This is a genomic window from uncultured Porphyromonas sp., assembly GCF_934359325.1.
In the GTDB taxonomy this organism is placed as follows: Bacteria; Bacteroidota; Bacteroidia; order Bacteroidales; family Porphyromonadaceae; genus Porphyromonas_A.
Genome location: NZ_CAKRLH010000017.1, coordinates 1 through 15,914, shown reverse-complemented (window position 1 = coordinate 15,914; position 15,914 = coordinate 1). Strand labels below are relative to the sequence as shown.

The 15,914-nt window shown below is 54.8% G+C and carries 17 protein-coding genes and 1 pseudogene; all 18 read right to left on the bottom strand.

From position 1 onward, the window contains the following. Positions 1–383 (bottom strand): annotated as a pseudogene (locus tag Q0F21_RS01645) (arsenical-resistance protein); the annotation flags it as partial. Positions 384–395: 12 nt separating this feature from the next. Next, positions 396–824 (bottom strand): arsenate reductase ArsC, encoded by a 429-nt coding sequence (locus tag Q0F21_RS01640; RefSeq protein ID WP_297236775.1) that lies wholly within the window; start codon positions 822–824, stop codon positions 396–398. A gap of 4 nt (positions 825–828) precedes the next feature. Then, the gene (gene arsA / locus Q0F21_RS01635; protein WP_297236773.1) at positions 829–2,541 is read right to left on the bottom strand and encodes an arsenical pump-driving ATPase; all 1,713 of its coding nucleotides are present in this window, start codon (positions 2,539–2,541) and stop codon (positions 829–831) included. A gap of 25 nt (positions 2,542–2,566) precedes the next feature. Further along, entirely contained in the window at positions 2,567–2,893 is a 327-nt protein-coding gene (gene arsD / locus Q0F21_RS01630; RefSeq protein WP_297236771.1) for an arsenite efflux transporter metallochaperone ArsD, read from the bottom strand. 34 nt (positions 2,894–2,927) lie between these two features. Further along, positions 2,928–3,635, bottom strand: a complete 708-nt coding sequence (locus Q0F21_RS01625) for an aromatic aminobenezylarsenical efflux permease ArsG family transporter (RefSeq protein ID WP_297236769.1) — start codon at positions 3,633–3,635, stop codon at positions 2,928–2,930. Between the two features lies 1 nt (position 3,636). Beyond that, positions 3,637–4,080 (bottom strand): nitrophenyl compound nitroreductase subunit ArsF family protein, encoded by a 444-nt coding sequence (locus Q0F21_RS01620; protein WP_297236767.1) that lies wholly within the window; start codon positions 4,078–4,080, stop codon positions 3,637–3,639. A gap of 8 nt (positions 4,081–4,088) precedes the next feature. Next, positions 4,089–4,322, bottom strand: coding sequence for a thioredoxin family protein (locus tag Q0F21_RS01615; protein ID WP_297236764.1), 234 nt, complete (start codon positions 4,320–4,322; stop codon positions 4,089–4,091). A 77-nt stretch (positions 4,323–4,399) separates the two neighbouring features. Beyond that, complete coding sequence (locus Q0F21_RS01610; protein ID WP_297236763.1) at positions 4,400–4,726, bottom strand: winged helix-turn-helix domain-containing protein; 327 nt, start codon at positions 4,724–4,726, stop codon at positions 4,400–4,402. 446 nt (positions 4,727–5,172) lie between these two features. Next, on the bottom strand, positions 5,173–6,150 hold the full coding sequence (locus Q0F21_RS01605) for a hypothetical protein (protein WP_297236761.1): 978 nt from the start codon (positions 6,148–6,150) through the stop codon (positions 5,173–5,175). Next, on the bottom strand, positions 6,147–7,613 hold the full coding sequence (locus Q0F21_RS01600) for a cobyric acid synthase (protein ID WP_297236759.1): 1,467 nt from the start codon (positions 7,611–7,613) through the stop codon (positions 6,147–6,149). The genes Q0F21_RS01605 and Q0F21_RS01600 overlap by 4 nt, the downstream gene beginning before the upstream one ends. Continuing rightward, positions 7,606–8,661, bottom strand: coding sequence for a histidinol-phosphate transaminase (locus tag Q0F21_RS01595; RefSeq protein ID WP_297236757.1), 1,056 nt, complete (start codon positions 8,659–8,661; stop codon positions 7,606–7,608). Before Q0F21_RS01595 ends, Q0F21_RS01600 begins: the two co-directional genes overlap by 8 nt. 3 nt (positions 8,662–8,664) lie before the next feature. Continuing rightward, positions 8,665–9,621, bottom strand: coding sequence for an adenosylcobinamide-phosphate synthase CbiB (gene cbiB / locus Q0F21_RS01590; RefSeq protein WP_297236755.1), 957 nt, complete (start codon positions 9,619–9,621; stop codon positions 8,665–8,667). Between the two features lie 7 nt (positions 9,622–9,628). Beyond that, positions 9,629–10,843, bottom strand: coding sequence for a GTPase HflX (hflX, locus tag Q0F21_RS01585; protein ID WP_297236753.1), 1,215 nt, complete (start codon positions 10,841–10,843; stop codon positions 9,629–9,631). Between the two features lie 282 nt (positions 10,844–11,125). After that, positions 11,126–13,237 carry a S46 family peptidase gene (locus Q0F21_RS01580; protein WP_297236751.1) on the bottom strand — a complete coding sequence of 704 codons (2,112 nt, stop codon included), beginning with the start codon at positions 13,235–13,237 and terminating at the stop codon, positions 11,126–11,128. Positions 13,238–13,258: 21 nt separating this feature from the next. Then, entirely contained in the window at positions 13,259–13,900 is a 642-nt protein-coding gene (locus Q0F21_RS01575) for an MBL fold metallo-hydrolase (protein ID WP_297236749.1), read from the bottom strand. After that, positions 13,900–14,541 (bottom strand): 16S rRNA (guanine(527)-N(7))-methyltransferase RsmG, encoded by a 642-nt coding sequence (gene rsmG / locus Q0F21_RS01570; RefSeq protein WP_297236747.1) that lies wholly within the window; start codon positions 14,539–14,541, stop codon positions 13,900–13,902. Before rsmG ends, Q0F21_RS01575 begins: the two co-directional genes overlap by 1 nt. After that, the gene (locus Q0F21_RS01565; protein WP_297236745.1) at positions 14,538–15,434 is read right to left on the bottom strand and encodes a DUF3298 and DUF4163 domain-containing protein; all 897 of its coding nucleotides are present in this window, start codon (positions 15,432–15,434) and stop codon (positions 14,538–14,540) included. The genes rsmG and Q0F21_RS01565 overlap by 4 nt, the downstream gene beginning before the upstream one ends. Positions 15,435–15,437: 3 nt before the next feature. Beyond that, the coding region (locus tag Q0F21_RS01560) for an HRDC domain-containing protein (protein ID WP_297236743.1) at positions 15,438–15,914 on the bottom strand (477 nt) is incomplete at its 5' end.

The window sequence follows — 15,914 nt, the reverse complement described above, 5'->3', positions numbered from 1 at the left end:
CCCAATAATACCGCCCCGGCTAAATATTCTTCGGCTAATCCGGCAGGTATAAAGGCTTTGAAAACCACATAGAAGAATAAATAAGCTATTCCGAACATGGTAAATGGCTTTATCAGCCAATTTGTAACGCAAGTGACTATTATCCCTTTCGGACGCTTGCCGACATTCTTAACACTTTGGAAATCTACCTTTAGCATCATCGGATAAATCATTAACCAAATCAGGATTGCCACGGGTATAGAGACGTTGGCATATTCAAATTTGCTCAATGTTTGTGGAATTGCCGGAAGCCATTGTCCCACGGCAATTCCTATAATGATGCATAGGGCAACCCAGAGGGACAGGTGTTTTTCGAAAAATCCAATTCCTTGTTTCTTTTCCATAACAACAACTATTTAGCGTATTTGTGGCTTTAATTCGTTCAGGTAGAGGTCATAGAAACGGGCTTTTATTTCATCCCGTACCCGATGAAACTCACTGCTTATATACTCCGGCGTGCCGGTTGCTTCCGAGGGATCGTCAAATCCTATGTGCAGTCTCTTTCCGACTTTACCGGAAAACACCGGGCAGCTTTCTTTTGCCCCACCGCAGACCGTAATAACATAGTCCCACTCTTGCCCTATATACAGGTCTACACTTTTAGGGATATGGTGAGCTATGTCTATGCCCATTTCATCCATAACCTTTACCGCCATCGGATTAACCTTTTCAGCAGGTTTTGTTCCTGCCGAAAAGACATCCAGCTTATTGTCAAATGATTGTAGAAAGCCGTGTGCCATTTGACTGCGGCAGCTATTACCTGTACAAAGAATTAAAACCTTCATGTTATTAGTTATCATTCCAAGCTATCAGGGCTGCATTTCCCTTGGACAATTCTTCTACTTTCTTGATCCAAACCAATTCATTTTGCGCCTTTGCCCGCAAGAAAGGATTTTCGGTGTCAGTTAGTGACAAGCAAGCATTCACGACCCACCATTTGTTATTAATACCGGCACGTTGTAAGTCCATTTGCAGACGTTCGGCTTCAAATACGGGTGTCGCTTCGGGCAGGGTCACAATAACGATTTCTGTTTCCTGCGGGTTTCTCAAGCGTGGTAACAGCTTTCTCACGGAAGCGGGAGTGTCGCCTTGTGTACGTTGCACTTCTTTATGGTAACTTTCCGTCGCATCCAGCAATAACAATGTGTGTCCGGTAGGTGCGGTGTCAATTACTACGACTTCTTTTTCTGCCTTATCGACAATCTCAGCAAAAGCCCGGAATACTGCAATTTCCTGCGTACACGGTGAGCGTAAATCTTCCTCTATATATTCCATATCCTCGGCTGTCATTGTTTCCGCTGCTTTACTGCGAACCTCGTTTTTATAGGCTTCCAGCACTTCCGCTTCGTCAATCCGGCTTACTGTAATGCCAGCCTGGATAGCAAGGTTATAATTCAGATGGTTTGCCGGGTCGGTGGTGGTAAGATGCACCTTAGCCCCCAGCTTTGTTAATCTTAGAGCTATTTTAGTGGCTATTGTGGTTTTTCCCACGCCACCTTTTCCCATAGTAAAAATAACTCTTTTCCCTGATTGATAGAGGTTGTTTACCAGTTCGTCGATCCCTTTGGCATCGGTAATCCGCTGATAGTTCGCGTCATTTGTCAAATCATCATCGTAAAGCATCCGGCGGATGTTCGCAATATTAGATAGATTGTATGACCGCAAAGGAACATAATAAGACGGATATTCCAGCAGTTCCGCAGGGGTCTGTTTCAGGGCATTTTGCTGCCTGTCATATATCTGTTTCGATACGTTATCGGCTTCATCTAACTGCAGCATAAGCCCGTTGATTACCAATAGCTGGTTTTTTATTCCCAGTAATTGCAATTCATGAGAAGAACGGGCGGCTTCTTTCAGTGGTGCGATTTCAGGTCGGCTAACCAATACTAAGCGGGTTGCGCTTGCATCCGAAAGTGTTTCAACTGCCTGCTTATAAATACCTTTCCGTTCTTCCAAACCGGATAATTGACCTAAGCAAGATGCCCCGTGTGTACTCTCACTAATAAATGTACTCCACGCTGAAGGCAGTTGTAGCATTCGTAACGTGTGTCCCGTGGGGGCTGTGTCAAAGATAATATGGTCGTAATCTTTTGCTTTATCAGTATCCGTGATAAAATCGGAAAACTGGTTGAAGGCCGCAATTTCTACCGTACAAGAGCCTGAAAGTTGCTCTTCCATATTCTGAACCACACTTTCGGGCAGTTGCCCCCGGAAAGGAGCAATGACGCTTTCCCTGTATTCGGCTGCGGCTTGTTCCGGGTCGAGATTAACGACCGTTAAGCCGGGTACTTCCAGAATATCCGAGCCGTGTCCGTTCAGTGTTTGATTAAACACATCTTGCAGGTTTGAAGCCGGGTCTGTACTGATAAGAAGGATTTTCTTACCATTGTCTGCCAAGCCGACCGCAGTAGCACAAGCAATCGAAGTTTTTCCAACACCGCCCTTCCCGGTGAAGAAAAGGTACTTCGTCAAATCTATATCTGATAAATTAAATGCTTTCATTTTCGTGTAACTAGCTTGTGAATGCTCATTTTACTGGCATAGAATCCAGATTGATGCCCGTCCATTCACTCATTTGTTTGGTAGTAGGATAGGCTTTTGAAACAGCGATTTCGCCGTCCACTAAAGTAATAGGCAGTGCATCTGCCCCATGTTTTTGCAGGTGCTCGCTCACTGCTTTATTGCTTACATATACTTCCGGTTCGTCGCGTAGATTGTGACGAGTAACGATGATACCCTGTTTCTTAAGTGTTTCGATAACAACCGAAATACGCATTAATTCAGGGTCAATGCTTGTTCCACAGAGACCCGTAGAGCAACACATTGCTGGGTCGAAGATTTCTATCTTTTTCATGCTGTTTTTATTTGAAATGATACCTTATGTTTACTTATAGATAAAAGACTACTGCATAGTAAATTCCTGCCGCGATAAAGAGGATGGCAACTATTTTACGAAACCATTGCTCGAATGTTTGCATACGGTTATAAAACTTACCCAGTCCGGCAACACTGTACGCTAGAATCCACGCAACAATGATTACGGGTAGTGCCGTAGCAATAGCGTAAATTACAGGTAAGAGATACCCGCCCGTTTCTGCTGCTGACATTGGCATAAGCATACCGAAATAAAGAACTCCACTGGCAGGACAAAACGCAAGGGCGAATAGCATCCCTAATAGCATAGCCCCCCAACCGCCTTTAGTCCTCTTTTTCAGACTTTCACCGCCGATATTGATTTTCGGTAGATTGAGTTTTATTACATCGAGCATAAATATTCCGATGATGATTAACGCCGGAGCAATCAGCATTTCCCCATACTTGCTTACGGCTTTTTGAACCATAAATATGCTTGCTCCCTTACGGAGTATAGGGATAAGGATAAAGCCAAGAACCGTATAGCTTACTATTCTGCCGAAAGTATAAAGCAATCCGTTTATAAATATCCGGTGATGGTCTTCGATGTCCTTACTGATATATCCCAATGCCGTTATGTTGGTTGCTAACGGACACGGGCTGACCGCCGTTAAAATCCCCAATATAAAAGCTGTAATGGCAGGAATAGAGCTGCTGTCTAATAGCGATTGAAGAAAGTCCAACTTATAACTGCTTTAACAATTCGTCAACCTTGCTCTTAACTCCCTCTTTAAACTTGCCCGGTGCATTTTTCGCATTGGAAAAGCCAAACTCGGTCATGTTGTTTACATTCTCTTTGCCGTCTTTCCAGCCGTTTACAAACAAAGACGACCATGTCACTTCGTACTTGTCCGCAATCGCTTCATTCTCTTTCTTTGAAATATCGATCACTTTATAGACAATTTTACCGTCTGCTATTTCTTTTGAATAAAGGCTATCCAAAAGGGCTCCTGTATTTGCTTCTATTGCTCGGCAAGTGATACACCGCTGCGCTCCGTGAAAATAAAGAACCTCTATGCGGTTAGACTGTATTTCTTCCGCTTGATTTTCTCCGGTCTTTTCCTTTGAGCCATTACCACAGGAAGCCAGGACCAGCGTTGCAATCAGTAGATAAAGTATTTTTCTCATGGTCGCTATTATTTGGTTATCAATTCTTTCACCTCATCAAGGGATAACTTTTTTCCGGCTGATACGACTTTCTCGTCGATCACTAAAGCCGGAAGCCCTAGGATGTTATACTCCAAGATTTTCAATAAATCTTCCTCTTTGATAAGGGTTGCATCGCAACCTAATTCTGAAATAGCTTGTTTGGTTGTTTCGTACAAAGCCTTGCAGCTTGAGCACCCAGTCCCCAATACTTTAATTTCCATTGTCATTCTACTTTATAGTTGATGTAATAATCGCAGTTCGTAGAACTACGAACAATTGTTCCAAAAAAAAGGTACTGCTATTCACAGCTAGATGTGTCCTTGCATTTACAGTCACCTAAAAAAGCGGCAAACAATTTTCGGGCAAGTTCCCAATTCTCCAGGTTTATACAATACCGGACTTTGGGCGTTTCTATTTCCCCCTGAATCAAGCCAGCTTCTTTCAGCTCTTTCAAATGCTGCGAAACGGTTGCTTTAGCAATAGGTAATTCATCGTGAATATCACCGAAGAAGCAACTATCTTGTTTTGACAAGAAATCAAGAATAGCCATCCGTGCCGGATGTCCCATTGCTTTGGCAAACCGAGCAATCTGTTCCTGCTCTGCTGTATACTGTTTCTTCTTCACTCCAATTCTCCTTTCTTGTTCGCAAAGTTACGAACAATATTTGAATAACCAAATAATACGGCATACCTCAATAAGGGTGATGCATTTCGGTATTACAGCTAATTGACGGTCACCCCTGCCAGGTTCGATCTCGCCAACAGGTCAGGTTCACTATGTGGAGAAGACCGCAGAAGACGCAATTTTGGTCAGGAAGAGACAGGAAGAGACATGGAGAGACTCTGTGAGACAACTCCTCACGGGGGAGGTGCTATATTTGCACCACTGAAGCTTCTGGATAAGCGAGGTGATCGTCGCTCAGCCGAGGTGATGGGGGGAGCCACTGCTTCTCCTGCTACGTGCATTCTATATCCTCTGTCGGGCGTTTCGAGCTGTAGGAAGAGACTCTTAGGGGCGCACTTCGATAGACAGATGGTGCGAACCGCAAGGGGCGCTTCGTTTCCGGATCTTCACAATGAGCTGAATTGTTTTCTGTATCCCTCATTACCCCTCAAATGCGTCATCCCAGAGCAGAGTATGGGTTGGGGGCCGGCGAGGTGGCAGCCGGTGACGGGGTCGCAGCCGTGGTCGGAGGTGAGGGTGAGGTGGTGCGGCGAGCGGAGGAGCAGGGGGAGGAGTTCGCTGTCTACACAACGGAGAAAAGCCCTCTTGCCGGCTTCGTCTCTCCGGTGTCCAGCCTGGTCTGCGCCATTGACATGCACGATCACCCGGTCGTTCCGGTCGGCAGCCTCCAGCGTGAGTCGTGCGAGGAGGTCGAGATCGGTGTCTGAGTCTCCTGTGAGCGCAGGATGGGTCACCGTCTCCCAATCGAGCATTTTTCCCAGTCCGAGCAGGACCTTCTCTGCCGCTATGATGACTGAAGGTTCCTGGAGCTGTGGAAGGGGGCAGCTCACTCCTTTGTCCCAGATGATGAGCCGATGCCGGGGAGTCGCCAGGTGGCTGAAGTAATCCCGGATGGTTTCATCCCCCTCGGGCAGGAGGTCGCCCATCTTGCCGGTGACGAAAGGGGTGGGCAGCGTGAGCCTCTCACAGAGGGAGCGCTCCTCTCTTAGGCGAAAGAGCCAGTGCCCCTGACCGAGGTCGTGTGGCTCGACGTCTGCCGTGGTGTCCGTGGGAAGGGTAAAGGTGTCCGGGCTCTCCTGCCGATCGGGCTGTCCCTGCTCATCGATGTGGAACCAGCTGGCTCGTAGCCAGAGGTCGTCCGGAGCCACCTCCAGCCCGGCGCCATATGCCTCTACAACGGGGCGAATGTGGGGCGGGACCTGTCGGAGACCGAGGATCCGCAGGGTGCAGGCGAGGGTCTCAGGACGCCCGCCCTCGGAGTAATCTACGGGAGCGAGCCGATGCATCGAGTCCATGGAGGGATAGTCAGCGAGCCGGAAGTGCGGGTCAGTCATCCCGTCGATGATCAGCAGGATGTGGCTCATACCTTCCGATCGATGATCCGGTAGAGGAGGTCCATATCGAGAGCCTGACGGACACCGTCTGCGAGGAGGTCGTACTGCTGCTCCTTGTACGCCTTGAGGTCAAAGCGACGCAGGTCAGTCGGTATGCCGAGCCGCTCAGAGAGCCGGGCGATGAGCGCCTGAGAGATCTCGGGATGGTCGAAGAAGCTGTGGACATAGGTTCCGTAGACATTCTTTTCTCCCCTCAGTACAGGCGCCGTCTCCTGGTCGGTGCAGCGTCCGGTGTGTATCTCGTAGCCGTCGTAGGGTAGTCCGCTGAGGCAGGAGAGTTCGCCTGCTATCTCCCCGAGGCGACCGGTGGAGCGGTGCTGCTCCTTCTCCCCACTAAAGAGCGTCCGGATGGGCAGCTGACCCAGTCCCTCGATTCGCTCGATCGTCTCTGTCTCTAAGTGGTCCGGGTCGAGGATCTCCTCGCCAAGCATCTGGTAGCCGGCGCAGATCCCGATCGTCAGCCCTCCGTCGGCGATGTGCTGCTGCAGTCGGTCGGCGAGACCAGAGGCGCGGAGCCACTCGAGGTCCTTCGTCGTGCAGGTGCTGCCCGGGATGATCGCCAGTGCCGGCTCACCGAAGTCCTCCGGATCCTTGATGTACCGCACGGAGACATTGTCGTAGTGCTCCAGTGGCGAGTAGTCGGAGAAGCAGGCGATATGCGGCAGGTGCATCACGACAACGTCGATCGGCTTACGGGGCTTGTGGGCGGTCAGCTTGTCGGAGAGGCTGTCCTCATCCTCCACGTCCACGTCGATGTGAGGGATCACGCCCACCACCGGCACACGGCAGAGTTCCTCGAGGGTCGCAAGCCCCGGACGGAGGAGGTCGAGGTCTCCCCTAAACTTATTGATCAGGAGCCCCTTCAACCGCTTCTTCTCCTCGGGGCGAAAGAGTGCAGCAGTGCCGTAGAGCTGGGCAAAGATCCCGCCCCGGTCTATGTCGCCAACAAGCAGCACCGGAGCGTCCACCAGTTCGGCAAGCCCCATATTGACGATGTCCCGGCGATTGAGATTGAGCTCCACCGGGCTTCCGGCACCCTCGATCACCATAATATCCGATTCTGCGGCAAGGCTGTTGTATGCCCGGAGCACCTCGGGGATGAGCCGAGAGCGCTCTTTCATATACTCACCGGCGGGTAGTACTGCGACCTGACGGCCATTGACGATCACCTTACTGCTGTGGTCGGAGTTGGGCTTCAGCAGGATCGGGTTCATCCGCGTATCGGGTCGAACGCCGCACGCCTCCGCCTGAACCACCTGTGCACGGCTCATCTCCCCGCCGTCACCGGTGATGTAGGAGTTGAGCGCCATATTTTGGCTCTTAAAGGGGGCGACCCTGTAGCCGTCCTGGTGGAGAATACGACAGATGCCGGCAGCCACGAGGCTCTTCCCGGCATTGGACATAGTCCCCTGGATCATAAGGTTCTTAGCCATGGCACTTCAGTATAGTAGATAGGGTGTTGAGTAAAACGCTATTCTCATCCTCCGGACGGACGGCAATGCGGTACCAACCGTCGGAGAGACCGTGATAATTGGCGCAGTTGCGGATCATTATCCCCCTCCGCTCCAGCTCTGCATCCAGCCCCATCGGACCCCGAAAGAGGAGAAAATTGGCCTCCGACGGGAGCACCTCCAGCCCCAGTTCCTCGAGACCCGCACTGAGTGCTGCCCGTTGCTCCCGGATCTTCGCTCGAGACTTGATGAGGAAGTCGCTCCGCCCCGCAGCCACCACCCCGGCCCGCTGAGCCGGCACGGAGACATTCCACGGCTGAGAGAGACGGCTCATACGGGTGAGCAGGCGGCTGTCGGCAGTCATACAGTAGCCGAGACGCAGTCCGGCGAGGCTGTGGCTCTTGGTAAAGGCGTTTAGGATCATCAGTCCGGGGTAGCACGCTAAGTCTGAAGTGCGACTCTCCCTTAGGTCAGCGAGGTCGATGAAGCACTCGTCGATCAGGACCGCTATCCCTCTTTCATCACAGCGTGCCAGGATACGGTCAAGCAGCGAGGGGCTGATAAGCCGACCGGTAGGGTTATTGGGGTTACAGAGAACCAGCAGATCCGGCTGCTCATCTTCCAGGCGACTGAGGACCGACTCCTCCCACACGAAGCCGCTCTCACGCGTCAGCACCACATCTCTCACCTCACACCCTGCAGCGGTAAGGCTGCGATGGTACTCGGAAAAGGTGGGTGCCGCCTCCATTGCCGTCCTCGGTCGCAGGGCGCGGACATAGAGATCAATCAGGTCAGCTGCGCCATTGCCACAGAGGATGTACTCCTCCGGCAGCTGCTCCTTATGGGCAATCGCCCGAACCAGCTCCCGACAATAGGGATCCGGATAGTGATCCAGTTCAGCGCCGCTGCCGAGTGCCGCCTCGACCACCTCGGGGAGAGGTCCATAGGGATTGGTATTGACCGAAAAGTCCAGCCGGATCGGTCGGCTGTAGCGATCCCCTCCGTGGGGATAGTCCTCCTCGTAGAGCATGGGTCAGTGGATGATCAGATAGGTTATGGAGCCAAAGATCAGCAGCGAGAGGACCGCCGTCGCCGTCGCCACGCGACAGCTGCGGCTGATGTCCTGCGGCTCGACCGGGCGAAGTGGATCGCCGATGAAGGGCTTGTGGTGAATGTGTCCGCCATAGCTGGCATCGCCTGCCAGCTGCACCCTCAGCAGCCCCGCCATGACCGACTCGGTCTGGGCTGAATTGGGGCTGGCGTGCTTGTATCTGTCGCGACGGAACACTCGCCAGCCCTGATGCCCGTTCAGCCCGAGGAGCAGACCGGCAAGCAGCATCATGAGGGCACTGAGCCGTGCGGGGAGGTAATTGAAAAAGTCATCGGCACGGGCGGCAAAGCGTCCGAAGTGGGTGTACGGCTCATCAATGTAGCCGATCATGGAGTCCATCGTATTCACCGCCTTATAAGCGATACCGAGGGGCGCCCCACCGAGGATGAGGAAGAGAAGCGGTGCCACGATGCCATCGGAGGTATTCTCCGCCACCGTCTCCACCGCAGCCTTGGTGACCCCCTCGGCGGAGAGACTCTCCGTGTCCCGTCCGACGATCATCGAGACCGCACGGCGCGCCTCAGGGAGATTCCCGTGGAGGAGAGGTTGCTCCACCTTGCGAGCCTCCGTCACCAGAGAGCGCGTCGCCAGCACCTGCCAGCAGAGGATGCTCTCCACTGCCAGCCCCAGGACAGGGTGAAGGGCTGTGGCGAGGAAAATCACGAGGGCGCAGAGTCCTCCGCACACCAGCACGACGATGAACCAGAGCAGGAGCCCGGCTCGGTAAGCCTCTCCCGGCGTCTGCCCGTCCCGTCTCAGCCATCGCTCCAGCCGACTGATCAGCCGCCCCATGGCGATGACCGGATGGGGCATCCATCGTGGGTCACCGAGGCAGAGGTCGAGGAGAAATCCGATGACGACAGGGAGGAGGTGGTTCATCCCGGGATCAGTAGAGGAAGTCGTTGTAGGGGTAGCGGGTGACGTGGATCTCCTTAGCCCGGTCGTAGAGCAGCTCCTTCAGTTCGCTCATACCTTGACCGGTCTTGGCGGAGACGAAGGCGACGTCGCTCTCGCCCATATGCGCCATCCAGGTCTTCTCCAGATCCTCGAGGGAGAGGTTTTCCTTCGTCGCCGGGGTGAGGTCGTCCGGATCCTTCTCCACGTAGGAGTAGTCATCGATCTTATTGAAGACCAGGATGACCGGTTTCTTCTCCCCCTCCAGTAGCTCGTCGAGCGTCTTGGAGACCACAGCGATCTGGTCCTCAAAGGCAGGGTGCGAGATGTCCACTACATGGAGTAGGAGGTCCGCCTCGCGCACCTCGTCCAGGGTGGACTTGAAGGACTCGATCAGCTCTGTCGGGAGCTTGCGGATGAAGCCGACGGTGTCGGAGAGAAGGAAAGGAAGATTCTTGATCACCACCTTGCGCACCGTGGTGTCGAGGGTGGCGAAGAGGCGGTTGTCGGCAAAGACCTCGCTATTGGAGAGAGAGTTCATAATCGTCGACTTGCCAACGTTGGTGTAGCCGACGAGGGCGACACGCACGAGGGCGCCACGGTTTTTCCGCTGCGTCTGCTTCTGCTTATCGATCTTCGTAAGGTCGTCCCGCAGCTTAGAGATGCGCCGCTTGATCAGCTGGCGGTCGGTCTCCAGCTGCGTCTCACCCGGTCCGCGCATATTTGTCCCACCACCACGCTGGCGGTCGAGGTGGGTCCACATACGGGTCAGGCGAGGCAGCATATAGTTGTACTGCGCCAGCTCCACCTGCGTCTTGGCGTAAGCGGTGCGGGCATGGTCGGCAAAGATGTCAAGGATCAGGCTGGTACGGTCGCGGACCGGCACCTTGCACGCCTTCTCGATCGTATTGATCTGCACGGCGGTCAGCTCATCGTCCACGATGACGAGATCGAGCTTGTCCCGCTCGATCAGCTCAGCGCACTCCTCGAGCTTACCGCTCCCGAGATAGGAGCCGGACTTGGGGGCATCGAGATTCTGCGTCATCATCGCTGCAGCGGTGATGCCATCCGTCATGGCGAGGAAGGCGAGCTCATCTAAGTAGTCTCGCGTCTGGCGCTCTGTCTGCTCCGGCGTGGAGACCCCGATGAGCAGGGCGCGTATCTCCTCCTTATTATCCTTAGGAGTAAGGTTCTTTTCGTCTATCATTACCACAAAAGTACGAAATAAGAGCGTAGGAAAGGATCCACCTTCAGGCTGTTTTCTTTTACCGGTATTAGTCGCGACTAAACCCGGTATTAGTGATCACTATTACCGGGTTTAGTGAATGATCAGACTGAGGGGGCAACTTTGCCGTCACTCAAGGGGGCTCTGAAGTAGGCGCACTAAGGAAAGAGCTGCTTCTCCTCGCATTAACGGGAAAAAACGATTGCCCCGGAGCAGTCTGGAGAGACGCTCCGGGGCAATCGCATTAATTGAGGGGTGGAAAACTTACTTCACGAAGGTGAGCTCGCTGATCAGGCTCTCCGCCTTGCCCCACTTGTCCATGTAGTAGAGCATGGCACGGATGTCGACGCAGATGCATCGCTGGAGGTTGGGCTCAAACTCGATGTCACCGCTCATCGCCTCCCAATTGCCGTCGAAGGCTAGACCGATCAGGTGTCCCTCGCCATCGAAGACGGGGCTGCCGGAGTTGCCGCCGGTGATGTCGTTATTGGAGATGAAGTCGGTGTGGAGCGTGCCGTCCTCAGCCGCCCAGCGACCGTAGGTGCTGCTGTCCTTGAGCATACTTACGATCTCGGGCTGGACGAAGTAGTCAGACTTGCCGGTTGCATTCTTTTCCAGCATACCGACCGACGTGGTGTAGTAGTCGTACCAGCCGGCATCGTAGGGGCGGTAGCCGCCGACGGAGCCGTAGCTGAGGCGCATGGTGAAGTTGGCGTCACTCGGCAGGGCACGGTCGGGCCACATCTCCATCAGTCCCTTCATAAAGATCCTGCGGGCGGCGTAGTAGTCGTAGGTGTAGGGCTGCATCTCGGCGGAGATCTTATTGACCTGCTCCATAATGCTGGCGACCAGCTCCACGGCCGGGTCGGTGGGGAAGGCAGCCTTCAGCGCGTCGTAGTTGCGGAGGGCATCCATCATCCGTCCCTTCTCCACCACGACAGAGTTGGCGAAGAGATAGTCCGTGTACTTTACCACATCGCCGCCAAACTTCTCGTCGATCTTGGCAAAGATAGAGGGGAGGTGCTCAGGGGCGACATTCTCCCGGATCACCCTCAGCATCGCCGGCGTGGTCGCCTTGGCGACGACGGGGTTGTAGTCCTTGTAGAGCTTAGTTCCGTCAAAGGCGCCGGGTTCCTTGCCGGGCAGGGTGGAGAGGGCACGGAGCTCAGTGCCTGAGAGTGCCTCGGTGAGGATCGTCAGGTCGTGCTTCATGGGACCGGTCTTCTCGAGGTTGCGCTGCAGACGCGCGAGCACATCGCCGTACTCTGCCTGACGCTTCGGGTCGGCGGCGACCCAGCGGGCAAACTCCTCCTCGATGGCGCGCTTGTCACTCTCGACGTCGAGCTTCTTGAGCCCGGCATTCATACCGATCGAGTTTTTCCAGTAATTGGAGGAGCCGAGATACTTGCTGATGTACTGGATATTGATGGCATTGTCCTTTGCCATATACTCACTCCAGATATCCTGCTTGATGCCACGGACGAGGATGCGCGGCTTGTTGCTATTCTCGATCCGGTCGACGATGCCCCAGGAGGAGAGGTAGCGGTCGGTGGAGCCGGGGAAGCCGATAGTCATGGAGTAGTCTCCCTCCTTCACTCCCTTGAGGGAGATCTTGGCGTAGTAGGCGGGCTTGTAGGGGACGTTGTCGGCAGCATAGTCGGCTGGCTTATTGTCCTTGCCGGCGTAGACGCGGAAGACGGAGTAGTCGATGGTGTGGCGGGGCCACATCCAGTTGTCGGTGTCTCGGCCAAACTTCCCGACCGATGCGGGGGGCGCAAAGGCGAGACGCACGTCGGTGAAGACATCGTAGACGATGAGGTAGTACCGATTGCTCTCGTAGAAGGGGATCACCTCCGCCGAGGTGTGCTTGTCCCCGCCGTACTCCCTGGCGATCTGCTCACAGGAGGTGCGGATCGCACCATACTTCTTCATCGGGTCCGGCTCCTGAGCCGCCGCCTCCATGACGCGGGCGGTGACGTCGACCGTCTCCCGGAGGTACTTGACCTGAAGCCCCTCGATCGGGAGCTCTTCAGAGGTGCGGTGGGCGACGAAGCCATTGGTGATGTAGTCGTGCTCCACGGCGCTGACGCTCTGGATGGAGCCGAAGCCGCAGTGGTAATTGGTGAAGATAAGCCCCTGATCGGAGGCGGTGATGCCGGTGCAGCCGCCGCCGAAGATCACCACCGCATTGGCGATGCCGGGGTCGGTGTTGGAGAAGAACTTGGTCGGGTCGACCTTCAGCCCAAGCTCTTTCATCCGCTCGATATTCTCCTTCTTCAGCTCATTGAGGATCCACATCCCCTTGTCCGCGCGGGCGGAGGGGGCGAGGACGAGGAGCGCGAGGAGGCTCAGCAGATACTTTGCTCTTAGTTTCATAGATAGTTGTATGTCTGGTTTTTACTTGTAATTCTTCTTCTCCTCCCCAATGGTGGTAAGGGGTCCGTGCCCCGGGTAGACCTCCGTCTCGTCGGGCAGGGCAAAGAGCACCTCTCGGATCGAGTGCATCAGCTGCGCCTCGTCACCGCCCCAGAGGTCGGTCCTGCCGCAGCCCCCGGCGAAGAGCGTGTCCCCGGTAAAGAGCGCCCCGGCCTCTTGGTCAAAAAAGGAGACCCCACCGGCTGTGTGACCGGGGGTCCGCAGGATTCGCAGCGTCCGCTCCCCATAGCGAACCTGCCCCTGCTCCTCGTCGCGAAAGGGGACAAGCTCCACCTCGCGAACTCCCTCGGGTACCTTTAGAGACATGGCGGCAAATTGATCCATCAGGCTCGGCAGGCTGCCGATCTCATCCGACGATGCCTCGATCTCAAGTCCCCACTTGTCCCGGACAAAGGAGGCGCCCATGACGTGATCGAAGTGGGCGTGCGTCAGGATGCAGCGGACGGGGCGCAGACCTTTCTTCTCGACGAAAGCGGCCAGCTGTTCCGTCGCGCGGACCGAGCCGAAGCCCGGGTCGATGATGACCGTCTCGAGCGTGTCGTCCCATACGAGATAGGGGTGCTCAAAGATCTGATTGACGGTAAATGTCTGGAAGTGTAGCATCAGTGTAGGGGTAGGTAAATGATTTTCTTAGTGTCGTAGTACTCGAGCTCGGGATAGAGGCTCTTGATCTCCACCACCTCGACCGACTTGCGGAAGGGTCGTAGCTCCTCCGTCAGATCGCCACCCTTGAGGGTGATGATCCCATTGGGGAGGGCATTGAGCTGCTCCCTCCGGTCGATCAGGTGACCCGACGTGCGGACGAGATCGGAGAGGTCCATCGCAGCACGGCTGACGATGAAGTGGTAGCGTCCCTGCCACTCCTCGGAGCGGGTATGGACAGCCTCCACATTCGTTAGTCCGATCGCATCGGCGATGGCCTGTGTGACGCGGATCTTCTTCCCCGTCCCGTCGATCAGGGTGAAGTGACACTCGGGGAAAAGGATCGCCAGCGGTATCCCAGGCAGTCCGCCACCGGTGCCGACGTCGATGATCCGCGTCCCGGGACGGAAGGAGGTGTACCGCCCGATCACCATCGAGTGGAGGATGTGGTGCTCGAGGATCTGGTCGATGTCACGACGAGAGACAACGTTGATCTTCTCATTCCACTCCTTATATAGATCAGGCAGCCGGCTCAGCCGGTCCAGCTGCTCAGCGGTGAGGGTGGGGAAGTACCGCTCTATGATAGTCAGGTCGGCGCTCATTCGGTCATCAGTCGCTGCTTGTACTCATCCTTGAGGCAGCCGGCAATATCAGCGTAGGGCAGCGTCAGCTCTATCGGTCCGACGAAGTGGGCGGCGATGTCGTAGGGATTGAAGTAGAAGGTGACGCCCCCCGAGGTGAGGTAGAAGTACTCTCCCATCTTTGCCTCCTCATAGAAGTAGACCCCCTTGTCGGCGAGAGCGTCGGGGCTGTCCACTCCGAAGGACTTCATCAGCGCAGAGAGGAGCAGGTCGTCGACCTTATCCTCAGAGCCGTCTGCGAAGAGCTGATGGACGGTGATCGGGGTATTGTGCTTGAGATCGTAATTGGCGGACCGGATCGAGGAGGCGCCATTGGCTCCGCCGCTGAAGTCGTACTGGCTGATCTTGACGGAAACCAGGTCTGCCTGATTATAAGTCAGGGAGTCGGACTTGATCATCTCCTCAGCGAAGAAGGAGAGAAGCGCCGTGGGCGACTCCGCATCGTCTCTCATCAGAGTCTTGGCGCGTGCCAGGTCGGAGATATAGCTCTCCAGCCCCTGAGCCACTACACTGTCAAGGTAGCTCTGCATACTCATATGGACCTCATAGTCGGGTCCTTCCAGGGCGTGGCAGGCGATGAGGTAGCTCCTGAGAGAGTCTGCCACCACTCCCGCATCTCCCTCGGCAGTCGGCTCAAGGAGATCCAGCGAGACGGTGTAGGTCGGTACGGAGAGGGTGGTGTCCTGCCGGATCCTCGGCGTGAGGGTGTCGGTGTAGGCTCTCTCGACGTGGACTGTCTGCCAACTGATCCGCTGATTGATATCCTCCTCTCCGCCTCTCTTATGACAGCCGGAGAGAAGCAGAATGAGACTGCCCAGCAAGAGGAGTAGGGGAAGTGACTTAGATCGTGTCATGACTCAATTAGCCAGCTCGGAGATGAACTTTATCCTGACGAGTCTCACCTCGTCCTCTTCATACACCTCGAGGGCAGACATTGCCGAGTCGAGGTCATCCGTGGGGGAGTGGCGGAAGTAATTAAAGATCTCATCCACGTCGTCGGCGTCCATGACGTCATCGATGAAGTAGTTGATATTGATCTTCGTGCCGGAGTAGACGATCGACTCGATCTCCGAGAGCAGGTCGCTGAAGTCCATGTTATTGGAGTTGGCGATGTCCTCGAGCGAGACCTTCCGATCGATGTGCTGCACGATGGAGACCTTGAGCTTGGACTTATTGGGGACCGTCCGGATACGGATGTCCTCCGGCCGCTCGATGTCATTCTCCTCCACATACTCCTTGATCAGAGCGATGAAGGGGGCACCGTACTTCTCAGCCTTGCTCTTGCCGACTCCGGTGATATTCTGCAGCTCCTCCATCGACACCGGGTAGACGCT